Annotated in this window: 21 protein-coding genes and 1 pseudogene; 19 read left to right on the top strand and 3 right to left on the bottom strand. The window is 28.9% G+C overall.

Annotation, left to right across the window (positions count from 1 at the left end; translation table 11 throughout):
• Positions 1-16 precede the first annotated feature (16 nt).
• Positions 17-178 (bottom strand): hypothetical protein, encoded by a 162-nt coding sequence (locus tag IR152_RS06740; RefSeq protein WP_227451021.1) that lies wholly within the window; start codon positions 176-178, stop codon positions 17-19.
• Positions 179-439: 261 nt separating this feature from the next.
• On the opposite strand from IR152_RS06740, the gene IR152_RS06735 reads away from it, so the two are divergent.
• The 5 genes from IR152_RS06735 (at position 440) to IR152_RS06715 (ending at position 3,044) form a co-directional block, all read left to right on the top strand.
• Positions 440-628 (top strand): helix-turn-helix transcriptional regulator, encoded by a 189-nt coding sequence (locus IR152_RS06735; RefSeq protein WP_227451020.1) that lies wholly within the window; start codon positions 440-442, stop codon positions 626-628.
• A gap of 458 nt (positions 629-1,086) precedes the next feature.
• Entirely contained in the window at positions 1,087-1,380 is a 294-nt protein-coding gene (locus IR152_RS06730; RefSeq protein WP_227451019.1) for a hypothetical protein, read from the top strand.
• Between the two features lie 87 nt (positions 1,381-1,467).
• Entirely contained in the window at positions 1,468-1,656 is a 189-nt protein-coding gene (locus IR152_RS06725) for a hypothetical protein (RefSeq protein ID WP_227451018.1), read from the top strand.
• Between the two features lie 242 nt (positions 1,657-1,898).
• A complete protein-coding gene (locus IR152_RS06720) occupies positions 1,899-2,102 on the top strand; it encodes a helix-turn-helix transcriptional regulator (protein ID WP_227451017.1) in 204 nt (67 codons plus the stop codon).
• Positions 2,103-2,351: 249 nt separating this feature from the next.
• The gene (locus IR152_RS06715; RefSeq protein WP_227451016.1) at positions 2,352-3,044 is read left to right on the top strand and encodes a hypothetical protein; all 693 of its coding nucleotides are present in this window, start codon (positions 2,352-2,354) and stop codon (positions 3,042-3,044) included.
• A 323-nt stretch (positions 3,045-3,367) separates the two neighbouring features.
• Here the strand turns inward: IR152_RS06715 and IR152_RS06710 are convergent, their stop codons facing one another.
• Positions 3,368-3,928: a CD3073 family putative ECF transporter S component gene (locus tag IR152_RS06710; RefSeq protein WP_227451015.1), complete on the bottom strand. Its 561-nt coding sequence runs from the start codon at positions 3,926-3,928 to the stop codon at positions 3,368-3,370.
• A 164-nt stretch (positions 3,929-4,092) separates the two neighbouring features.
• On the opposite strand from IR152_RS06710, the gene IR152_RS06705 reads away from it, so the two are divergent.
• The 14 genes and pseudogenes from IR152_RS06705 to IR152_RS06645 all read left to right on the top strand — a co-directional run bounded on the left by IR152_RS06705 (position 4,093) and on the right by IR152_RS06645 (position 22,382).
• Positions 4,093-4,614: a CD3072 family TudS-related putative desulfidase gene (locus tag IR152_RS06705; RefSeq protein WP_227451014.1), complete on the top strand. Its 522-nt coding sequence runs from the start codon at positions 4,093-4,095 to the stop codon at positions 4,612-4,614.
• A gap of 580 nt (positions 4,615-5,194) precedes the next feature.
• Positions 5,195-6,016, top strand: a complete 822-nt coding sequence (locus IR152_RS06700; RefSeq protein ID WP_227451013.1) for a transketolase — start codon at positions 5,195-5,197, stop codon at positions 6,014-6,016.
• The gene (locus tag IR152_RS06695) at positions 6,017-6,958 is read left to right on the top strand and encodes a transketolase family protein (RefSeq protein ID WP_227451012.1); all 942 of its coding nucleotides are present in this window, start codon (positions 6,017-6,019) and stop codon (positions 6,956-6,958) included.
• Between the two features lie 12 nt (positions 6,959-6,970).
• On the top strand, positions 6,971-8,470 hold the full coding sequence (locus IR152_RS06690; protein ID WP_227451011.1) for an FGGY-family carbohydrate kinase: 1,500 nt from the start codon (positions 6,971-6,973) through the stop codon (positions 8,468-8,470).
• Between the two features lie 25 nt (positions 8,471-8,495).
• Positions 8,496-8,627 carry a hypothetical protein gene (locus tag IR152_RS19975; protein WP_255624560.1) on the top strand — a complete coding sequence of 44 codons (132 nt, stop codon included), beginning with the start codon at positions 8,496-8,498 and terminating at the stop codon, positions 8,625-8,627.
• A 597-nt stretch (positions 8,628-9,224) separates the two neighbouring features.
• Positions 9,225-9,356: pseudogene (locus IR152_RS20395) on the top strand (transposase); the annotation flags it as partial.
• 27 nt (positions 9,357-9,383) lie between these two features.
• Positions 9,384-10,502, top strand: coding sequence for an IS200/IS605 family element RNA-guided endonuclease TnpB (gene tnpB, locus IR152_RS06680; RefSeq protein WP_227451010.1), 1,119 nt, complete (start codon positions 9,384-9,386; stop codon positions 10,500-10,502).
• 246 nt (positions 10,503-10,748) lie between these two features.
• The gene (locus tag IR152_RS06675) at positions 10,749-11,915 is read left to right on the top strand and encodes an L-fucose/L-arabinose isomerase family protein (protein ID WP_413927477.1); all 1,167 of its coding nucleotides are present in this window, start codon (positions 10,749-10,751) and stop codon (positions 11,913-11,915) included.
• A 151-nt stretch (positions 11,916-12,066) separates the two neighbouring features.
• Positions 12,067-13,092, top strand: coding sequence for a substrate-binding domain-containing protein (locus IR152_RS06670; RefSeq protein WP_227451009.1), 1,026 nt, complete (start codon positions 12,067-12,069; stop codon positions 13,090-13,092).
• 48 nt (positions 13,093-13,140) lie between these two features.
• Positions 13,141-14,418, top strand: a complete 1,278-nt coding sequence (locus IR152_RS06665; RefSeq protein ID WP_227451008.1) for a DUF4038 domain-containing protein — start codon at positions 13,141-13,143, stop codon at positions 14,416-14,418.
• Between the two features lie 474 nt (positions 14,419-14,892).
• The gene (locus tag IR152_RS06660) at positions 14,893-16,749 is read left to right on the top strand and encodes a beta-glucoside-specific PTS transporter subunit IIABC (protein WP_227451007.1); all 1,857 of its coding nucleotides are present in this window, start codon (positions 14,893-14,895) and stop codon (positions 16,747-16,749) included.
• Between the two features lie 204 nt (positions 16,750-16,953).
• A complete protein-coding gene (locus tag IR152_RS06655; RefSeq protein ID WP_227451006.1) occupies positions 16,954-18,363 on the top strand; it encodes a glycoside hydrolase family 1 protein in 1,410 nt (469 codons plus the stop codon).
• A 220-nt stretch (positions 18,364-18,583) separates the two neighbouring features.
• Positions 18,584-20,938 (top strand): alpha-xylosidase, encoded by a 2,355-nt coding sequence (gene yicI / locus IR152_RS06650; RefSeq protein ID WP_227451005.1) that lies wholly within the window; start codon positions 18,584-18,586, stop codon positions 20,936-20,938.
• Between the two features lie 79 nt (positions 20,939-21,017).
• Complete coding sequence (locus IR152_RS06645) at positions 21,018-22,382, top strand: MFS transporter (RefSeq protein ID WP_227451004.1); 1,365 nt, start codon at positions 21,018-21,020, stop codon at positions 22,380-22,382.
• 102 nt (positions 22,383-22,484) lie between these two features.
• Here IR152_RS06645 and IR152_RS06640 read toward each other — a convergent pair whose 3' ends face one another.
• A complete protein-coding gene (locus IR152_RS06640; RefSeq protein WP_227451003.1) occupies positions 22,485-23,354 on the bottom strand; it encodes an AraC family transcriptional regulator in 870 nt (289 codons plus the stop codon).
• Positions 23,355-23,444 lie beyond the last annotated feature (90 nt).

Below are 23,444 nucleotides of genomic sequence, written 5' to 3'. Positions count from 1 at the left end.
AAAAAAGGGCGTAGCACTATTTTCTAGTGCGACAGCCCCATAGTAGTTTCTTTAATGTGGTTATTTGTTCTTGTACGATTGTTTTACTCTTGTTGTCTAATTCTCTATAATTGTCTAATAGTTTAACTTCTTCTTCTTCAAGTTGTATATTTTTTTTAAAATCTGTAAGACATAACATATAATCTATGTTTACGTTATAAAACTTACTTAATTTTTTAACATAATAGCATTTATATTTTGCTTTTCATTTTCATATCTTAAAATAGTAACATCAGTTGTATTAAATAATTCGCCTAACTCTTTAGCCGATATTTTTTTCTTTTCTTAACTCTTTTAATCTATTCATGTTTCACACCTCTTTTCTTTGTATATCTCATGTTTGACAAAATTCTATTATTAAAATAGTATATAATATATACAATAAAAAAGGTGTGATAAGATGAAACTTAATAAATTAAAAGAATTAAGAGAACAAAAAGGCTATACGCAATTAGAATTCTCTATTCTGATAGGAATAAATTACAAAACGTACAACAGAAAAGAACAAGGAAAAACAGATTTTACCGTAACCGAGTTAGAAAAAATATATAAAATTTTAGATATAAACCCATTGGAATTAATTGATTAATTCCATTATTTTTTAAAAAAAATCTCAAAAATGACTTGTCAAAAACAAGATAACATCGCATAATTAAATCATAGCAAAGGAGAACAAGAAAACACAGAGTCACCTCTCAAATGAAGTAATAGGCGAAGAACCTTCTTAAATCTCTAAAGCTATAAATAATATTAAATAAGTAAATAAAATTAATAAAGGTTTTCAATTAAAGTCTATAAAAAATTGAGGTATCAATTAAATTGCTTCTATAATGGCACTCAATACAATTTAATATGACATAGCAGTTGTGAGGTACTGCGAAAAAGCACTAAGATTGAGCATTAAAATTATAGTTTGTACTGCTTGGCACCTATATGGTCATAAACTATCTAATATTTACTAGAGTAATCTATCTTAGATTATTTTAGTAAGGGTTGGAATATAACACTTAAATTATGATATAATAATAAAATAGGAGTGTGAACGGCATGGATAAAAAGATATTGGAATTATTACAAAAAATGGACAATAGACTTAATGGAATTGAAAGTAGACTTGATGGTATTGAAAATGAAGTAAAAGAAGTAAAATCTGATATGGGTAATCGCTTTGATGAAGTAGACAAGAAACTTGACTACATACACAAAGATATACTTATTGTTAAGACAGATATAAACGAAGTAGACAAACACCTTGATAGAATTGATAACAATATGAACTTTGTAGAAATGGCTACATCAAAAAATTGGAATGAGATAGCAAAGTTAAAATCAATTAAATAGTAGTACATAAAAAGACACTTGAATTATTGAGTGTCTTTTCTAGAAGCTCTTAGTGTGATATTATTAATATCATTGGAGGTATAATGAATGTATGAACAGAGAAAAGCAAAAGTAATATTTAATAAAAGTGGTGGAAACTCTAGTGAAAACTCTTATACAAATAGAGTTACAATTCCTACAACATGGATAAAACACATGGATATTACCAAATTAGATAGAGAAGTTATATTGACTTTTGATGGAAATAGAATAATAATAGAAAAAATTGACGAGTAGATGTAAAAATCTACTCAAAAAAACACTTGACTATTCGTAACGGAGGTGTTATAATTAAAATATCAAAACAAATAAAAATTTTTAATTAAATATTCGTAACGAGAACGTGAAAAGGGAGGATATAAAAATGAATAAAACAATAAAAATATACTTAGCTAATTTAAGAAAATATAATTGAGATGCCTTTTATGTAACTCTTTGATATGATATCATTATTCTATGATAATATTGGAGGGAATAAAATGAATTTGGAGAGACTAAAAGAATTAAGAGAAAGCAGAGGATACACGCAACAAATGTTAAGCACATACATTAATATGTCGACTTCAACTTATAATGATAAGGAAAAGGGTAAAACATCATTTAAAATTGAAGAACTTGAAAAAATATCTAAATTGCTTAAATTCAGTAAAGAAGAAATGTTTGAATTACTCGACTTAGACTAATCGAGTAAAATAAAAAACAAAAATCCGGAAAATACGTTGATAATATTCGTATAAGAATATATAATTAAAGTATCAAAACAAACATAGAACCAAATTTAAATCCGAAAAATACTATTTTAAAAAACGGATTTAGATAGTAGTTATTGGAGCAATACAGAAAGTGTTATCTCAAAGTAATGTATGCAGTGAAACTATTAAAAAATATGTAGAAAATCAGAAAACAAGATATTAGAAAGTGAGGTGAATATTATGTCAAATTATATATTAACATTACAATTAAAGACAGAAAAGTTTGAAGAAGATATTATATGTAATACTTTTGATAAGTATAGAAAAGTATATAATTCATGTTTATCAGAACTATTTAAAAGGTATAACCACATGATAGAATCTAAGGCGTATCGAGCAAATTGTAAATATAAGGGTAAAGATAGAAATAAAATATTTAATGATATTACTAAGAAATATAATTTGACAGAGTATTCACTTCATAATTTTGTTAAACCTATTTGTAAATATTATAAATTACATTCTGCTATATCTCAGAAAATAGCCACAAGATGTTTCAATGCTTTTAGTAAGTATATATATCATCAAGCTAAACAGGTTAATTATATTAGATATAATGAATTAACATCAATAGAAGGAAAACAAAATTCAACTGGCATTAGTTATAAAGATGGTGTTATTAAACTTAATAAGATGGCTATTCCAGTAATAATAAAGAATAACGACAACTATGCTCAAAGAGCAATCCAAGATAAAATAAAATATTGTAGAATACTTAAAAAAGAAATTAAGGGTAAAATTAAATGGTATGTACAATTAGTCTTAGAAGGAGTTCCACCTAAAAAAACAACCACTCAAGGAAAAATAAAAGGGCAAATTGGTTTGGGTAATGTAGGTATAGATATTGGAACTCAAACTATAGCCATATCTTAGATATATAAAGAGAGGTATTGAATAATTATGCAATATCTCTTTTTAAATTGATAAATAATTATTAATTGTTCATGTAGAATATTAAAAAATAATTTTTAAAATTAAGTATTGGAATATTTTATAGAATAATCATGTGTTTATTTTAATAAAATATAACCTCTTGATATAGATTTATAAGCCAAATTTATATCAAGAGATTGCGTTTATTTAAAATAATGTAAATACTATCTAATTAAATTATTAATAAAAATATTATACAAAAATGAGTGTATGATTTCATTATAAATATTAATAAGTCAGATAAGGCAATTAATTTATTAAGATTAACTAGACGTATTTCTACTATATTGACTTATAAAACCTTTAGGCATTTTATTTATGAAATACACCACCATAATACAAGACAAAGGCTTGTCTACTATATTACTAAGAATTCTTGGAAAGAATGCCGCCGTAAATATCTTCTGACCAGACTGAACTAAAAAACCAACCAATAAATCAGCACCACTTCCACTTAAACCACCAAACAATAAAACTGAAATAGGAGTACCAATTAAAGGACAAACAATAGATAAAATTACTCCTGTAATAATAGCTTCTTTATAACCAAAACCTTTTTTCTTAGAAATATATCCAACAATAAGACCAAGAACAATATTTACAAGGGCAAAAGGTATATTTGTAGGACCTGATATGACACCTAAAACTAAGTTTGTACACCCTCCAATAAGAGCACCCCAAAAAGGACCTAATACAACAGCTCCAAGTACAGTACCAACTGTATCTAAAAATAATAATGGTATATTTATCATAGATATAGCCATGCCTAAGACAATGTTAATAACTATACACATTGAAGAAAATGTGATTTTCTTAGTATTCAATTATAATACCTCCTAAAAAATGTATACATTTATCATATTATAGATTATAAAAGATTACTAATTGTATATTTCTATATAGAATATTAGAAATATAGAGCAAATAAATAATATGATTAGCAAAATATGTAGTATTATTAAAATTAAGAATAACTAAGGAGATTATTATGAAAAGAAATAGAGAGATTGTAGTAGTATGTCATTGTATATTAAACTGTAACTCCAAAGTAGAGGGCTCATCAGAATTTAAAGGTGCACAAAATGTAGCAGTATATTTAATAAATAAAGGGTATGGAATAATTCAACTACCATGTCCAGAAATAATTATGTATGGAATAAATAGGTGGGGACATGTAAAAGAACAGTTTGACAATTTGTTTTTCAGAGAACAATGTAGACAAATGTTAATACCTTATTTAAGGCAGTTTGATGAATATTTAAAAAATAATTATGATATAAAAAGTATCATTGCAATAGATGGTAGTCCAAGTTGCGGATATAATAAGACATGTAGTTCTAAAAGCTGGTTTGGTGAGTTAAATGGTTGTAATGAATTGATGAATAAAATAAATGATATACAAATGGTAGACGGGAAAGGTATTTTTATAGAAGAGCTAGAAAAGTTACTTAAAGAGTATAATTTAGAGATACCTATAGTTGGATTTGATGAGATTAGAGAAGATAAGTAAATGTATAAATATTTATCAAAAAGATGACATTATAAAATGCTCAGAAAAAACTTTAAGAATATGGAAATAAATCTGCAAAATGTATAATTAAGTTTACAGGTTAAAAAGAAAGCTGTTGTTTAAATGGTATAAGAAAAATCTTATATTTTTTTGTAAAAATTGCAACTATCAATTTAATGATGATAAAATAAGAGCAATTAAAATAAATGTAGTATTAAAATCTGTGAGAAAGAGTATGTCTCAAAATAGAGATAAGCCTCTTTTTCGTTGTTAAACTGATGAAAATATATTTGATTTCATACAAAAAAGAGTGCCTCATGAACTAAAAAGTTCATTTTGAGACACTCATTTTTTTGTTTATATATTATAGGTTTTCTTTATAACCTTGGATATCCGATGTAATTTTAATTTCCATTGTTTAACTTCTGCTGACTAAATATTTAGTAATACAAACGAATATAAAACTAAATAAAAATTAATAATAATAATAAATATTTACTAATTTAAAAATAAGTGATAATATAAAAATATAACTAAATATTTACTAAATATTAAATTGGAGGTTTATATGGAGGGGAATATGAATAAAAAGATTAAAAAGCTAGAAGAAAAATCAAATCAAATAAGAAAAGAAATATTAGATGTTGTATATAATGCAAAAGCAGGTCATATAGGAGGTGCAATGTCTAGTACTGATATCTTGACAACTCTTTATTACCATGTAATGAATATAAGCCCTGAAAACGCAAAAGACTCAAATAGAGATAGATTTATATTAAGTAAAGGGCATATAGCAGAAGCTTTATACTGTGTGTTGGCAGATAAAGGATTTTTTAGTAAGGATAAGTTAAAAACCTACAGCCAATTTAATTCAACACTTATAGGTCATCCAAACAATAACAATGCAGGTGTAGAGGTCAATACAGGTTCTTTAGGTCATGGTCTTTCATTAGCTGTAGGTATGGCTATAGCAGGAAAGCGTGATATAAAAAGCTATAGAGTTTTTACTCTTATGGGAGATGGTGAATTAGCTGAAGGGTCTGTATGGGAAGGAGCTATGGCAGCTAGTCATTATAAGTTAGATAATCTAGTAGCAATTATAGATAGAAATAAATTGCAAATATCAGGAGCTACGGAAGAAGTTATGACACTTGAAAATCTTCAAGAGAAGTGGGAGAGCTTTGGCTGGGAAGTAGTTCAGGTAGATGGAAATGATATAACAGAATTGGTGGAGGTTTTCGATAATATGCCACTGAAAAAAGATAAGCCAACAATTATAATAGCTAATACTATAAAGGGTAAGGGAATATCTTTTATGGAAAATAACGTAAAGTGGCATCATGGAGTACCAACTGAAGAGCAATATATAAAGGCAATTAAAGAGTTAAAGGAGGAGAAATAGATGAACAATATAGCAAATCGTAAAGTAATCTGTGATACTTTAGTTGAGATGGCAAAATATGATAAGGATATAATGGTTTTAACTAGTGACTCTAGAGGTTCTGCTTCAATGACAGAATTTGCTGAGTTATATCCAGAACAGTTTGTTGAAGTTGGTATAGCAGAGCAAAATCTAGTTAGTATTGCATCAGGATTAGCATCTTGCGGAAAGAAGGCTTATGTAGCTTCTCCAGCATGTTTTTTATCAATGAGAAGTATAGAGCAAATAAAAGTAGATGTAGCTTACTCTAAAAATAATGTTAAACTTATAGGAATAAGTGGGGGTGTAAGTTATGGCGCTTTAGGAATGACTCATCATTCTCTTCAAGATATAGCAGTGACTAGAGCGATACCAGATATACAAGTACTGCTTCCAGCTGACCGATATGAGACTAAGAAAATGATACAAGAATTGTATAAAAGTGATATTCCTGCTTATATAAGAATAGGAAGAAATCCTGTTGAAGATGTATATGAGAATGAAGAATTTGATTTTAAAATAGGTAAAGCTAACGAATTACATAGTGGAAATGACATAACAGTGATAGCAACTGGCGAGACAGTAAGAATTGCTCTAGATGCATCTATAGAACTTGAAAAACATGGTATTGGATGTAGAGTAATAAATATGCATACAATTAAGCCTCTGGATAAAGAAGCTATAATAAAATCTGCTAAAGAAACGAAGGGAATTATAACAATAGAAGAACACAGTATATATGGTGGGTTGGGAGCCGCAGTATCAGAGGCTGTAGTTCAAAACTTCCCAATTAAAATGAAAATGTTAGGGATAGCAGATGAATCTCCTATAACAGGTAACAGTAAAGAAGTATTTAACTATTATGGACTTAATAGTGAAAATATAGTTAAAATAGCTAAAGAAATGCTATCTAATGAAAGTTAATGAGGAAAAAGCATGGATAAAAAGTATATATTAACTATAGACCAAAGTACATCAGGAACAAAAGTGTTACTGATAGACAATAAAGGAAGAATAATAAATAAATTATTCAAGAAACATACTCAATACTATCTTAATGATAGCTGGGTAGAGCATGACCCTATTGAAATATATAATAATGTAATTTATTTATTAAAGGAAATAATCATAGCTAATGAAGTGTGTACAAAAGACATAGCTGGTATTTCCATAACAAATCAAAGAGAAACTGTAGTAGTTTGGGATAAAAATACAGGGAGACCTGTATACAACGCAATAGTATGGCAATGTAGAAGAACTAGTGATATATGTCAAAACTTGAGTGCATATAAAAATGAAATACAAGAAAAGACTGGTTTAAAATTAGACCCTTACTTTTCAGCTACTAAGGTCAAATGGATATTAGATAATGTGACTGGAGCTAGAACTAAAGCTGAGTGTGGAGATTTATTGCTTGGTAACATTGATTCATGGTTAGTCTGGAAGCTTACTAATAGGAAAAATCATGTTACAGATTATACTAATGCTAGTAGAACATTATTACTTAATATAAGAGATTTGAAATGGGATGATAGACTATTGAATATATTTGATATACCAAAGAGTATGTTACCCAAAATATATCCATCAGATGAAATATTTGGAGAAACTAATATTGAGGGATATCTTTCAGATAATATTAAGGTTAGTGGAGTAATTGGAGATTCTCAAGGTGCTTTGTTTGGTCAAAGATGTTTTGAAATAGGCATGGCAAAATCTACATTTGGTACTGGCAATTCTATAATGATAAATGTAGGTGAAAATTTTATACCCTCTCAAAATGGAATTGTATCGACTGTTGGATATATTACTAAAAATATAATTAATTATGCAGTTGAAGGAATTGTAAATTCTAGTGGAGATACAATCAACTGGATAAAAAATGAACTAGGTTTATTTTCGGATTTTGAAGAGTTTAATAAAGCTGTCGAAGAAGTTAAAAATAATGAAGGAGTATATTTTGTACCAGCATTTATAGGAATAGGTGTACCCTTTTGGAAACCAAATGCTAGGGCATCTATAGTAGGTATATCTAGAAATACTACTAAAAAACATATAATGAGAGCTGCCATGGAGTCAATTGCATATCAAGTTAAAGATGCTATTGATATATTAGAATCGGAAAGCAATATAACAGTTAAAAATTTAAGTGTTGATGGTGGAGTTACAGTAAACAATATGTATAATCAATTTTTAGCAGATTTACTTGATTGTAAGATTGATAAAAATAAAAATGAAGAGTTATCAGCTTTAGGTTCTGCATATTTAGGAGGTATAGGGTTAGGTATTTGGAATGGTATAGAAGAAATTAAAAAATTACCTAAAGATATAAAAAACTATACTTCTAATATAAGTGAAGAAAATAGAGAAAAACTATATATAAAATGGACGAATGCAATGAAAAGCGTATTATATATGACAGAGTTGAACAGTTAAAATGTTAATTGATAGGAGAGATAATATGATAGAGTATAAAATAAAGCTAGGAGTTGCACCAACTCGCAGAAATATATTTAGTAAAGAGGAAGCTATAAAGTATAAACAATTAATAAGCAAGAAATTAAAATCCATGCACATAGATTTTGTTGATTAAAAAATAGCTACGCACACTCGTGACTTTAGTCATGAGTTAGTAGCTAAAATAGTCAGCATATAGGGAAACTTATATGTAGAGATAGGATAGAACCTATCCAATACTACTTGAATTGCTAAAAACCCCTAAAGCTAATCAAACTAAAACATAAGGATGAAATAAACCTAAGTGTGAAAGTTACGAAAGTAGAAAAAATTGGTTAGATGGTATAAGGTTAAACCCTAAGTACTTTAAAATGGGCAATCAGCAGGTAAGCTCCGAATAGGAGAAACTTCAACGACTATTCCTCTTGAGGGAAGTACACTACAAGCTATTGGTAGTGGAAGTGGGTAGACCTTAACGGATAATGCCGAAGGATAAGATATAGTCTGTGCTTACATGAAAGTGTAAGAAGTTCATAAGAGAACTGCATAGGTAGTAGCGAACTTATGTGAACGACAACCTCAAAAATGATAAAAGTTAAGACTTACGGTTCTTAAATATGTTATTTAAAAATAAATATAAAATTCTTTAAAATACTTGTTTAAAAAAATTGCGCTTGTTAATATTAGGATGGGTGATGAAAAATTGAAGTGACCCAGATATGTATATTTAGTACAATACCATATAGCATGGTATGTAAAATATAGACTTCCAGTATTAACAAATGAAATTGAAGAAGATTTAATTAATATATTTAGTTGCTACTGTATCATAAAATACAGGGGAGCAGATAAGAAAATATATTAATTAATCAGAAAAAACAGGTAAAGTGAGGTGATAGTAGTGGAAAAAGCTTATAAGTTTAGAATGTATCCAAATAAAAAACAGCAAGAGTTAATTAACAAAACTTTTGGATGTTGTAGATTTGTATATAATAAATATCTTGCTAAAAGAATAGAAGTTTATAAAAATGATAAAGAAACTTTTACTTATAAACAGTGTAGTTCTGATTTGACCAATTTAAAAAAAGAATTAAAGTGGCTTAAAGAACCTGACAAATTTTCACTACAAAACACCTTAAAAGATTTAGAAAACGCATATGAAAAATTCTTTAAAGGAAAGGCAGGATTTCCTAAATTTAAATCAAAGAAAACTAATAGATTTTCATATAAAACGAACTTTACAAATGGAAACATTATGTACTTTAGTAAATATATAAAATTACCTAAACTTGGTATGGTTAAAGTAAGGGATAAACAAGTCCCTCAAGGGAGAATACTTAATGCTACTATATCTAAAGAACCAAGTGGTAGATATTATGTATCATTATGCTGTACTGATGTAGATATTGAAACATTTGAAAATACTAATAATCAGATAGGTCTAGATTTAGGAATTAAAGAATTTTGTATCTCAAGTTGTGGAGAATTTATAGAAAATCCTAAGTATCTTAAGAAGTCATTAAGAAAACTTTCTAAGTTACAAAGAGAATTATCGAGAAAAACAATCGGTCGTTTAAATAGAAATAAAGCAAGATTAAAAGTTGCAAGACTTCAAGAACATATAGCTAATCAAAGGAAGGATTTTCTACAAAAACTATCTACTAAACTAATAAAAGAGAATGATATTATTTGCATAGAAGATTTACAAGTAAAGAACATGATTAAAAATCGTAAACTATCTCTCTCTATTTCTGATGTGTCATGTTCAGAATTTGTTCGTCAATTAGAATATAAAGCTAATTGGCATGGTAGACAAATTGTAAAGGTAGGTAAGTTCTTTGCAAGTTCACAAATATGCAATAAATGTGGGTACAAAAACGAGGAAGTTAAGAACTTAAATATAAGAAAATGGATTTGTCCTAGTTGTAATGAAACTCACGATAGAGATATAAATGCAAGTATAAATATATTAAAAGAAGGATTAAGACTAATAACAGTTCAAAATAGATAGCATATGTAAGAACCGTAGGAACTACGGGGATAGCCTGTGGAGAATTGGTAAGACGTATTTTAGTATGCAAAATTCTATGAAGCAGGAACCCTGTGACTTTAGTCATGGGAGGTTCAGATAGAGGATATAAATGAAGAGGGGCTATTATTTAAAGAGTCAGATGTAGAAAAGATTGTTGATAAGTTTAAACAGGAGAAAGTAGATGCATTATTTTTTCCACATTGTAACTTTGGTACTGAGGATTTGGTGGCAAAAGTTGCTCATAAATTACATCTACCAGTTCTTTTATGGGGTCCTAGAGATGGAGCTCCACTGGAAGATGGAACAAGACTTAGAGATAGTCAATGTGGTCTATTTGCTACAGGTAAGATACTTAGAAGATTTAAAGTTAAGTTTACATACATACCAAATGCATCTCTGGAAGATGAAGCTTTTGAAAGAGGAGTAAATAACTTTATTGCTGCAGTTAATGTAGTAAAAGAACTTAAAAATTTAAGAATACTTCAAATATCAACTAGACCGTTATCTTTTTGGACTATGATGTGTAATGAAGGTGAACTACTTGAGAAGTTTGGAGTTCAAATAAATCCAATTTCTTTATCAGAGTTTGTTAGTTGTGTAAAAGATATAGAATCTAAAAATGATGAAAAATTAAAAGAAACAATTCAGTTCCTAAGAAATAGTTTAGAAATAAATGCTGAAAATGAAAGTGTAGTTAGGGTGGCAGCACTTAAGTTGGCATTTAACCTTTTAACTGAAAAGTACGGATGTAAAGCAGTAGCCATTCAATGCTGGAATGCCTTACAAGAGGAGCTTAAGATAATGCCTTGTATAGCAAATGCTATTCTTACTGATGAGGGAATACCAGTAGTTTGTGAAACTGATATACATGGAGCGATAACTTCCGTTATAGCTCAATCTGCTGCAATGGGGAAAACACCACCGTTTTTTGCTGATTGGACAGTAGCACATCCAACCAATAAAAATGGAGAATTGCTTCAACATTGCGGATGCTATCCTATATCTTTAACTAAAGAGGGCGAAAAAGCAAAACTTGGAACTCCTTTTGCCCTTGAAAGTGGATGCGTAGGTTCATCATTTGCAGAGATAAAAGGAGGGAATATATCTTTATTAAGATTTGATGGAGATAATGGAGAGTATTCTTTGCTGTTAGGACATGCAAAAGGAATAGAAGGACCTTATATACAGGGAACATATCTTTGGGTTGAAGTAGAAAACTTAACAAGGTTAGAAGATAAGCTTGTAACTGGTCCATATGTGCATCACTGTGTTGGAATACATCATGATGTATTACCTGCTATTTATGAAGCTTGTAAGTATTTACCTGATTTAAATCTAGATTTTTATGATGATGTAGAAGAGGATGTAAAGTCATGGATAAGAGGAGAATAAGATGTTATTTATTAAAAATTGAAAAGCATCACTAAAATAAAAATATTTACTAAATATTTAGTTTTAGTGTTTATTTTATTTAATTGTTGCCTTATACTATAATTTATGGAGTGTGAATTTAATCATTTAATATAGAAAAGGTAGTGATAAAATGAATAGTAAAACTATAATGCAAGATATAGCTAAATTAGCAGGTGTATCACCAGGGACTGTTTCAAATGCATTGAACAATAGAAAGGGTGTAGGAAAAGAAACCAAAGAAAGAATAATTAGAATAGCAGAGGAAAAAGGTTATTTTAGAAATCAGAAGAAAAATGAAGATAATGCAATTAGACTAATAGTATTTAAAAAACATGGTTATGTTGTTTCTGATACTCCTTTTTTCTCTGCACTTATAGAAGGTTGTGAAAGAGAGTGCCGTAATAATGGTTATGAACTCTTGATTTCTCATGTTAGAGATGATGTTAATTCAAAAGAGAATATCGATACAATAATAAGACAAAAGAATGTAGATGGTATTTTATTGTTGGCAACAGAAATGAATGAAGAGGATTTAAGATTTTTTGAAAATTTAAGCATATCTATACCTATAGTTATAGTAGATAGTTACCATGAAACTAAAAGTTCAGACTATGTTTGTATAAACAATGTCAGTGGTGCGTATTCTGCTGTAAAGTATTTTGTTGAAAAGGGACATAAAAAAATAGGTTACTTAGGAAGTTCTAGAAGTATAAAGAACTTTGAATACAGAGCAACTGGATTTGATAAGGCTCTAAATGATTTGAATATAGAACAAAATCAAGAATATAAGTTTTTATTAGAACCTACTATAGATGGGGCTTATAATGACATGAAAAATATAATAGATGAAAAAGTAGAGCTACCAACTGCATTATTTGCATTCAATGACATAATTGCTTTGGGAGCAATGAAAGCAATGAATGAAAAAGGAATAAGAATTCCCGAAGATGTATCCATAATAGGATTTGATGATATAACTTTTAGTGCACTTGCCAACCCTGCACTAACAACTATTAAGGTACAGACAGTAGAACTGGGTAAAATAGCTGTAAATAGACTTATAGACAAGATTAATAATCAAATTAATTTGAAGTTAAAGATAGAGGTAGAAACAGAATTGATAGAAAGAAATAGTGTTAAAGATATTAATAAGTAATAGTTTTAATTTTGTTTAAGACTATTGTTAAGGAAGAGGGGTGTAATAGTGAGTAAATTACAAGTAGCATCTGACAATAGAACTTTTACTTTGGATAAAGAGTATTTTTTTTATTTAGCAGATACATGCTGGAGTGCATTTACAAATATAGATTTTAATGAGTGGAGATTTTACCTTGAGAAGAGGAAACAGCAAGGTTTTAATACTCTTCAAATAAACATACTTCCTCAATGGGATAGAAGTGCTAAGCAAAATGAGTTATTACCATTTGATATAAATGATGATGGAGTTTTCGACTATTCAACTTTGAATAAACTATATTTTGAAAATGCTAGAGAGATGTGTTTATTAGCTAAAGAATATGGATTTCAATTAGCTTTAGTTGTATTGTGGTCAAATTATGTACCAGGGACATGGGCAAGCGCTATTATGGATAAAAATATAATACCTATATCGTTTTTGCCAACTTATTTTGATGTAGTGAATAAAACTTTTAATGATATGAACCCGATTTATTTAATTAGTGGGGATACTGATTTTGAAAAAGAAGAAAGTATAGAATATTACAATAAAGCATTAGAATTTTTTAATAAAGTATCTCCAAACACCTTAAAAACTCTCCATATCAGAGGGAGGCTAGAGGAAATACCAGAGGTATTAGTAAGTAAAATTGATTTTTATATGTATCAGTCAGGACATAATAGTTCATTTACCAATATGCCTTACTACTTAGCAGAAGTATTTTACAGTAAATATCCATGTAAACCAATCTTAAATTCAGAACCATGTTATGAGCAGATGGGTTATAGTAGAAAGGTGTATGGCAGATTTAATGACTATGATATAAGAAAGGCAGGATGGCAAAGTGTACTATCTGGAGGTTGTGCTGGACTAGCGTATGGAGCTCATGGAATATGGAGTTGGCATACTAGTGATGCAACATTCTTTATGGAAATAGGAGAAGCTTTTGACAGCCCTTTATTGTGGCAAAATGCGCTTCAATTACCAGGAGCTTTTGATTATGGTATGTTAAAGTACCTGCTTGAACAAAACAATTTAAAAAATATTATCCCTAAGAATAATCTTGTTGTTAATGATACAAGTGAAATAAGATATGCAACCAATGAGGATAAATCATCTGTTGTATTATACATACCAATAAATACTAATGTTAAAATAAGTGAAAATTTATCAGAGTATAAATTTTATTTATTTGATTTAGAAACAAAAAATATTCTTAGTCCTTTAATTGAATTTAAAGAAGATAGTACTTTATTTAAAATGCACTTATGTAATAAAGACGTAGTAATTATAGGAAAAAAATAAATATTGTAATAAATTTTGAGAATCCTAAGCACATAAAATATGGCTTAGGGTTTTCTTGTTTGATAAAAAAATAAAAGAAAATTAAGTAAATATTTAGTTTGAAAATAATAAATATTTACAAAAATAATCAGGTATGCTACTATAAAAATATAAAGAATATTTGGAATTAGAAAGGAGTGAAAACATTAATGTTCTAACAAGTGATGTTGACTTCTTAAAGCATGATTTGATTAGATTTAATATCCATTGATAGTTTGAAAATTATGAAAAAAGTTTATATAAGTAAATATTTAGTACTAGTTAATCTACTTGAACTAAATAAAGTAAAAATATAAGTTGAATAAGATGTTTATAATTAGCTTGAAATCGTTTTCAAAAAGATTAGTAAGTAATTCAAAACATGTAAAAGAGAAGTTGATATAATAAGTTATTTGAGATAGAAATTGATTTTATATTAAATGTGGGAGGTTTATTATGTCTACAAAATATTGTGACCTATCTAAAGAGATAATTGAAGGAGTTGGTGGATTAGAAAATATATCATATGTTACTCACTGTGCAACTAGATTGAGATTTAAGTTAAAAGATATAGGAAAGACAAATACAGAAAAGCTAAAGAAAAATAATGGAGTAATAGCAGTAGTAGAAAGTGGTGGTCAGTATCAAGTAGTTATAGGAAATCATGTTTCTGAAGTTTACAACCAACTGGTAAAAGGAACTATGTTTGAAACACAGGTTGATAATGTAGATGATAAAGAGAAAACAAAAGAAAAGCTTATTGATAGATTCATATCTGCTATATCTGCAATTTTTTCTCCTTTAATGATGGCTCTTTCAGGTGCTGGTATGTTAAAAGCTTTATTAATATTAGGTACTACAGTAGGGATTTTACAAGAAAATAGTGGTACATATATGATTTTATATGCAGCAGCAGATGCAATTTTTAATTTTTTACCAATAGCTTTAGCATTTACATCAGCTAAATATTTTAAGGCAAATCAATTTTTAGCATTTATCATTGGAGCATCATTAGTATATCCTAATATAGTTGGTTTATATAATGAAGGTCAAAGTATAAGTTTTTTAGGATTGCCAGTTATTCTAGTAAATTATACCTCTAGTGTCATACCAGCGATTATTAGTGTATGGGCACTTGCTAAGGTAGAAGCATTTTTAAATAAAATAATACCAAGTATATTAAAAGGTTTTTTAGTTCCCTTACTATGTATATCAATTATTGTTCCATTAACATATTTAACTATTGGACCAGTTACAAGCTATGCAGGAGTGTATTTAGCTGATGGATATAAGTGGATTATGAGTATAAATCCTATAATTGCAGGAGGTCTAGTATCTGTAATATGGCCAACAGTAATAATATTTGGATTGCATTGGGGATTTGTACCTATAGTATTAAATAATATAGCTACATATGGTAGAGACACTTTATTTGTAATAACTGGACCTAATAACTTTAGTCAAGCTGGAGCTTGTTTGGGAGTATTTTTAAAAACAAAAGATAAGGATTTAAAAGCTATAGCAGGACCTGCAGCAGTTTCGGCAGTATTAACGGGAATAACTGAGCCTGCAATATATGGAGTCAATTTAAAATTTAAAAAGCCTTTTATTATTGCAAGTATATTTTCTGGAGTAGCAGGTGCTATAACAGCAGCAGCAGGTACAGGTGTAGGAGTATTTATTGGGACAAGTTTAATTACATTACCTGCATATATAGGTGTTGGTTTTGTTGGTTTCTTAATAGCATGTGCTATTGCTTATGTAGGGTCAGCTGTTACAACTTTTATATGGGGATTTGATGATAGTATGATTTCAGCAGAAGTTGATGATAAGAATATTTCAAATTCAACATCTAAAAATGTAGTATTAAAGAGTTCATTACAAGGAGAAATTATATCTTTGGAAGATGTACCTGATAAAGTTTTTTCAGAAGGAACTATGGGAAGAGGGATTGCAATAAAACCAGACAAAGGTGAACTATATGCACCTGCAGATGGAGAAGTAAAACTTGTTTTTCCTACAAAACATGCTGTAGGGTTTGAAACTATTGAAGGTGTAGAGATATTAATGCATATAGGAATTGATACAGTTGAACTGGAAGGAAAGTATTATGAGACACATGTTAAAGCTGGCGATAAAGTTAAAGCTGGAGATTTGTTAGTTACATTTGATATTGATAAAATTAGTGAAGCTGGTTACTCAACAATAACACCAATTATTGTAACTAATTCATCAGAGTTCCAAGATGTAATAGTAAGTACTAATAATAAAGCGTTAACGGTAGAATCTAACTTATTAACTGTAATAAACTAAATATAGTTACCAAGGAGATTCACTTTTATAAGCATAAATACTTACATATCTATATGTTTAAGAAATGAATGTTAATCCATTTAAATCTGAAGATAATAATCTTCAGATTGGTATAAATAGTAAAAAAGTAAATTGTATAGATATATTTCTTAAAGACTACACTGTAAGCAACATTTAATATTAAATAAAGGGAGATGGTAGTAAATGAGTAGATTTCCAGATGGATTTTTATGGGGTGGAGCAGTAGCTGCGAATCAATGTGAAGGTGCATATAACGTTAATGAAAAGGGGTTAAGCATACAAGATGTAACTCCAAACGGAATTATGACACCTAGAACTGAAAAGCCAACAGAAGATAACATGAAGTTAGTTGGTATTGATTTTTATAACAGATATAAAGAAGATATTAAGTTATTTGCAGAAATGGGATTTAAAGTATTTAGAACATCAATAGCATGGTCTAGAATTTTTCCTAATGGTGACGAATTAGAGCCAAATGAAAAAGGTCTTAAATTTTATGATGACTTATTTGATGAGTGTATAAAATATAATATAGAACCATTAGTTACTCTATCTCACTATGAAACACCATTATATTTAGCAGAAAAGTATGATGGATGGATAAGTCGTGATTTAATAGATTTTTACTGTAGATATGTAACTACAGTTTTTGAAAGGTACAAAGATAAAGTAAAGTATTGGCTTACATTTAATGAAATAAATTCGATAGTACATGAACCGTTTTTAAGCGGAGGAATCAATACTCCTAAAGATAAATTAACAAAAAGTCAAATATATCAAGCTATACATCATGAGTTAGTAGCAAGTGCAAAAGCAGTAAAGATAGGTCATGAAATAAATCCTAATTTTAAGATAGGATGTATGGTGTTATCTATGCCAGTTTATCCATTAACTCCAAACCCTGATGATGTAATTTGTGCAATGGAAAAGGAACACGAAAATTTATTCTTTGCAGATGTTCATGTTAGAGGTAAATACCCAAGTTACTCAAAACGCTACTTTAGAAAAAATAACATACATATAGATATAATGGATGAAGATATTGAGATATTAAAAAATACAGTAGATTTTATATCTTTTAGTTACTATATGAGTATTTGTGAAAGTTCAGATAAGACTATTAAAGGTAGTAAAGGAAATATCATGGGAGGAGTGAAAAATCCGACATTAAAAGAAAGTGAATGGGGGTGGCAGATAGACCCACAAGGTCTTAGATATGTACTTAATCAATTCTATGATAGATACCAAAAGCCATTGTTTATAGTAGAAAATGGATTGGGAGCAATTGATGAATTAATAGTAGGAGAGGATGGAGAACCTACAGTTAATGATGACTATAGAATAGACTATCTAAGAGAGCATTTAAAACAAGTAGCTGAAGCTATTGATGATGGTGTTGAACTGATGGGATATACTACATGGGGATGTATAGATTTAGTAAGTGCATCAACAGCAGAGCTTAAAAAACGTTATGGATTTATTTATGTAGACCGCAATGATGATGGAAGTGGTACTTTAAATAGATATAAAAAGAAGAGTTTTAATTGGTATAAGAAGGTTATAGAAACAAATGGAGAATATTTATTTGAATAGATTTACAAAATGTAGTGAAATTGAATATGTAGAGTAAAAAAGGAGCTGTTGCATTAACAATTATAAATTGTTATGTGACAGCTTTTTTTATAAATATAGGAAAAAAGCTAAAAAAGACCTATAAAGTAGCGTAGAAAATACCTAATATATCGTTAAAAAATAATATAAACTATACTTAAGTTGAAGCAAAACTAATATTAGTCGGAGGAGGAATATTAAATTGAAATTTAGCAATGGAATGTGGTTGAACAAAGAGAATTATAAGGTTTTACATCCTGTTGAGCTTTATGATATGTATATAGGAGATGTAAAATTAACAGCATATTGTCCGTTTGTAAAAGTAAATACAAGAGGAAACACTTTAGATGGAGGAATGTTAACAACAGAAATATCTTCTCCTATGGAAAATATAATTAAAGTCAGAATTACTCATCATGCAGGAGAAAATGAGCAATCTTATTTCAAATTAAATGAAAAAACACCAGATATTAAAATAAAAGAAAATGATTATAACTATGAATTTATATCGGGTAGCTTAAAGGCACAAATAGGAAAAGGTGAAAACTGGGGAATTAAATTCTATAATAATGACAAGTTATTAACTGAAACAAGCAAAACAGGTACTGCCTATATTACAACAGACAAAAAAGAAATTTATATGAGAGAACAATTAGCACTAGGAGTCGCGGAGTTAGTATATGGTTTGGGAGAACGTTTCACCCCTTTTGTAAAAAATGGTCAAGCAGTGGATGTTTGGAACCAAGATGGTGGAACTGCAAGTGAACAGTCATATAAAAATATACCGTTTTACTTAACAAATAAGGGATATGGAGTTTTTGTTAATCATTCTGAAAATATATCTTTTGAAGTAGGTTCAGAGTCAGTTAGTAAAGTTCAATTTAGTGTAGAAGGTGAATCACTTGAATATTACATAATAGGTGGAAATGACCTAAAAGAAGTTATAAACAACTATACAAATTTAACTGGAAAGCCAACACTTCCACCAGCGTGGTCATTTGGTCTTTGGCTAACAACTTCTTTCTGTACAAATTACGATGAAGAAACAGTAATGAGTTTTATAGATGGAATGTTAGAAAGAGATATACCACTTGAAACTTTCCACTTTGATTGTTTCTGGATGAAGGAATTTGAATGGTGTAACCTTGAATGGGATAATAGAGTATTTCCAGACCCAGAAGGAATGTTAAAAAGAATTCATGATAAAGGTATAAAAGTTTGTGTTTGGATAAATCCGTACATAGGTCAAAAATCATCTCTATATAAAGAAGGTGCTGAAAAAGGATACTTTGTCAAAACTGGAAATAATAAAATATGGCAATGGGATAGATGGCAAGCAGGTATGGCTTTAGTAGATTTTACTAACCCAGAGGCTTGTAAGTGGTATAAGTCACACCTTGAAAGATTGATTGACATGGGAGTAGATAGCTTTAAAACTGACTTTGGTGAAAGAATACCTATTCAAGATGAATTCTATGGAATAGATGCACTAAAATATGGTATAAAATACTACGATGGGTCAGACCCTAAGAAAATGCATAATTACTATACTCATTTATACAATAAGCTAGTATTTGAACTTTTAGTAGAGAAACTAGGAAATGAACAAGCATGTGTGTTTGCGAGGTCAGCAACAGTTGGAGGACAAAGCTTCCCAGTACATTGGGGAGGAGACTGTTTATCCAATTATCCTTCTATGGCAGAATCATTAAGAGGTGGATTATCTTTAAGTCTTTGTGGATTTGGATATTGGAGTCATGATATAGGAGGATTTGAAGAAGGGTGTACAGCTGATATTTATAAAAGATGGACTCAATTTGGTCTTTTATCATCGCATAGTAGATATCATGGAAATGTTGAGTATAAAGTACCATGGGTATATGATGAGGAAGCTGTTGAAGTAACTCGTAAATTTGCTAAATTAAAAATGAAACTTATGCCTTATTTATTCAAGTATGCTGTTGAAGCAAAAAATACTGGCATACCTATGATAAGACCTATGGTACTTGAGTATAGTGATGATGAAACTTGTATAAACCTAGATCGTCAGTATATGTTTGGTAAAAGTTTATTAGTAGCTCCTATATTTAGTAATACCGGAGATGTAAGCTATTATTTACCAGAGGGTAGATGGACAAATTTATTAAGTAATAAAGTACTTGAAGGTAGAAGATGGTACAAGGAAAATCATGATTATATGTCACTACCTTTAATGGTTAAAGATAATACTATAATTCCTATAGGATATAATGATAAAAAACCAGATTATGATTACTTAAAGGATTTAGAGATTAACATATTTGAATTAAATGAAAATAATAGAATAGAAACAGTACTATATAACTCACTTGGAAAAGAAGTAGGAAAAGTATCTGCAATAAAAATAAGAAATAAAATAAGTGTTCAAACAAAAGGAATAAGTGGAGATTATAAAATAGTTCTTAGAAATATTAATGCAACATCTGAAAATGCTAAATGTAAGTACGATTTAGAAATAGGAACAGTAGCACAAGCTAAAGATAGTGAAGTCATATTTACAGTAATGAATAATTTTTAAGTATTTAGAACTAGATAGTATTGTTATAAAATGGGTTGGTATAAATTTATACCAGCTCTAGGATAAGGGGGTTAATTACATGGAAAACAATATGAAGCAACCTATTATAGCAAGTGACAAGCTTTCAGGGAAAGAAAAGGTCGGTTATGCTACAGGAGATTTAGCATGCAACTTAATATTTAGCACAGTTGGAGCATTTTTAATGTATTTTTATACAGATGTATATGGATTAGCTCCAATGGCAGTATCTATGATTTTTTTAGTAGCGAGGATTTGGGATGGTTTGAATGACCCTATAATGGGTGTTATTGTAGATAGAACAAAATCAAAGCATGGTAAATTTAGACCATATCTTTTATACGGTGCATTGCCGTTTACATTACTAGCTATTTTATGTTTTACAGTGCCAGATATATCTCCTACTGGTAAATTTGTATATGCATTTGTTACTTATATAGGATTAGGGATGGTATATACGTTAGTGAATGTACCTTATGGAGCATTAACATCAGCAATGACACAAGATTCCACAGAACGTGCAAACCTTTCCGTAGTAAGAATGTTCTTTGCATCAGTAGGAACTCTTATAGTAACTTATGGTGTTCCTAAGTTAAGTATAATATTAGGGGGAGGAAATTTAGCCAAGGGTTATCAACATGCAATGATAATATACGGTGTAGCAGGTGGATTATTACTATTATTCTGTTTCTTCACTACCAAAGAAAGATATAGTGTAGTAAATGAAGATAGTGAGAAAGCTGGGTTTAAGGATATAATAGTTTTACTTAAAAATAACAAGCCATTAGTTATATTATCATTAATATTCATATTGATGTTTGGTATTATGTCTATAGTAGATGCTGTGGGTATATATTTCTTCCAATATGTATTAGGTAGAGAAGACTTACTTCCAACATATATGATACTAGGAAAAGGTGCTATGTTAGTTGGATATGCTGTTACTCCACTTTTATTAAAGAAATTTGATAAGAAAGAAATAATATTTTGGTTTACTGTAGTTACCTTATCTCTTCCAATAGGAATGATGTTCTTAGGAAAAGAACATATAACTTTAATTATGATTCTTAGAGTAATTCATGGTATAGCTTATTCTAGTACTGGAATAATGTGGAGTTTAGTTCCAGATACTATTGAATATGGTGAATTAAAAACAGGAAAGAGAAGAGAAGGTATAACTTATTCTATAATAGGATTCTTCTTTAAGTTTGGTATGGCTTTAGGTGGATTAGTTCCAGGTGTGGTGCTATCTATGACAGGATATGTTGCAAATACTTCTCAAACTTCACAAGCTTTGTACGGTATTCGTTCTATAAATGGTGTTATACCAGTAGTACTTACAATAGCTATGTTAGTACTTATAAGGATGTATCCATTAACTGAAAAAAAATGTAGAGAGGTAATAAGTGAATTAAGAAGTAGATAATATATATAGGGAGTGTCTCAAAGTGAACTTTTTAGTTCATGAGGCACTCTTTTTTATATTAAATCAAGTATATTTTAATCATTTCGACAATGAAAAATAGACTTATTTATATCTTGAGACAACTTCTTTTTTAGTTTTATTTATTTGTTGTCGTTTTTGACTTGGTGTACAATTATATATTTTCTTAAATAACTTCATAAATTGTTTATAATTACAAAAGCCATTGTTTTGAATAATATCTAATATATTATTATCTGTGTTTATAAGGTCACTATACATCTTTTCAAGTCTGATATTGTTTACATAAGAGGTAAACGTTATTCCCATATGTGTTTTAAAAAATCTAGATAAATATTGAGGTGTTAAGTTTACAACTTCACTTGCTGTAGATAGAGAAATTTGCTCTTTGTAATTTTCTTTTACATAATCAGTTATAATTTTTAATCTATCAAAATATTTATCTGTATTTTTGTAAGATATTGAATCTATAGAAATTGAATAATTCCCATATAAAATATATAAAAATTTATATAATAAAATTTTTGAGTTTAATATATATAGTTGAGGCTCTTTGCTATATACCTTATATAATTCATTTAAAGTATTTTTTAATTTATTCACAGTAGCATCATCAACATTAGTAAGCAATTCTTTATAATTAATACGTAACTCATTTATATTAGGTATGTTCTCTTCTAAAAATTTATAAGGAATTTGAAGAACTATAGATTCATTACTATCAGAACAAATAGCTGAATGAATTTGCTTTGGATTTAATATTACTAAATCATTTGCTTTTAAATTTAATCTTTCATTATCTATAAAAAGATTAAAGCTTCCATTAAGTATAAGAATGACTTCAAGACTATAATGCCAGTGTTTAACTGTAAAACTTCCGTTATCAATAGATAGATAGAGCTTCACGCCTATATCATCGTGGATATTTACCGATTCATGTTTAAGTGTATTCATAATAGACTCCTAAAAAAGCAATTTTTTGATTTTCAATGAACATCTAATGTATATAAATATTATCACAGATATTAAAAAGTTTAAATAAAA

Origin of the sequence: Clostridioides sp. ES-S-0108-01, from assembly GCF_020662285.1 — a bacterium.
In the GTDB taxonomy this organism is placed as follows: Bacteria; Bacillota; Clostridia; order Peptostreptococcales; family Peptostreptococcaceae; genus Clostridioides.
Note: the sequence above shows the minus strand (reverse complement) of the source record. Positions and strands in the feature narration are given on the sequence as shown.

Coding starts and splice junctions, on each gene's coding strand:
- IR152_RS06740 (WP_227451021.1), bottom strand. CDS start 178: ATGTTATGTCTTACAGATTTTAAAAAAAATATACAACTTGAAGAAGAA.
- IR152_RS06735 (WP_227451020.1), top strand. CDS start 440: ATGAAACTTAATAAATTAAAAGAATTAAGAGAACAAAAAGGCTATACG.
- IR152_RS06730 (WP_227451019.1), top strand. CDS start 1,087: ATGGATAAAAAGATATTGGAATTATTACAAAAAATGGACAATAGACTT.
- IR152_RS06725 (WP_227451018.1), top strand. CDS start 1,468: ATGTATGAACAGAGAAAAGCAAAAGTAATATTTAATAAAAGTGGTGGA.
- IR152_RS06720 (WP_227451017.1), top strand. CDS start 1,899: ATGAATTTGGAGAGACTAAAAGAATTAAGAGAAAGCAGAGGATACACG.
- IR152_RS06715 (WP_227451016.1), top strand. CDS start 2,352: ATGTCAAATTATATATTAACATTACAATTAAAGACAGAAAAGTTTGAA.
- IR152_RS06705 (WP_227451014.1), top strand. CDS start 4,093: ATGAAAAGAAATAGAGAGATTGTAGTAGTATGTCATTGTATATTAAAC.
- IR152_RS06700 (WP_227451013.1), top strand. CDS start 5,195: ATGAATAAAAAGATTAAAAAGCTAGAAGAAAAATCAAATCAAATAAGA.
- IR152_RS06695 (WP_227451012.1), top strand. CDS start 6,017: ATGAACAATATAGCAAATCGTAAAGTAATCTGTGATACTTTAGTTGAG.
- IR152_RS06690 (WP_227451011.1), top strand. CDS start 6,971: ATGGATAAAAAGTATATATTAACTATAGACCAAAGTACATCAGGAACA.
- IR152_RS19975 (WP_255624560.1), top strand. CDS start 8,496: ATGATAGAGTATAAAATAAAGCTAGGAGTTGCACCAACTCGCAGAAAT.
- IR152_RS06670 (WP_227451009.1), top strand. CDS start 12,067: ATGAATAGTAAAACTATAATGCAAGATATAGCTAAATTAGCAGGTGTA.
- IR152_RS06660 (WP_227451007.1), top strand. CDS start 14,893: ATGTCTACAAAATATTGTGACCTATCTAAAGAGATAATTGAAGGAGTT.
- IR152_RS06655 (WP_227451006.1), top strand. CDS start 16,954: ATGAGTAGATTTCCAGATGGATTTTTATGGGGTGGAGCAGTAGCTGCG.
- IR152_RS06645 (WP_227451004.1), top strand. CDS start 21,018: ATGGAAAACAATATGAAGCAACCTATTATAGCAAGTGACAAGCTTTCA.
- IR152_RS06640 (WP_227451003.1), bottom strand. CDS start 23,354: ATGAATACACTTAAACATGAATCGGTAAATATCCACGATGATATAGGC.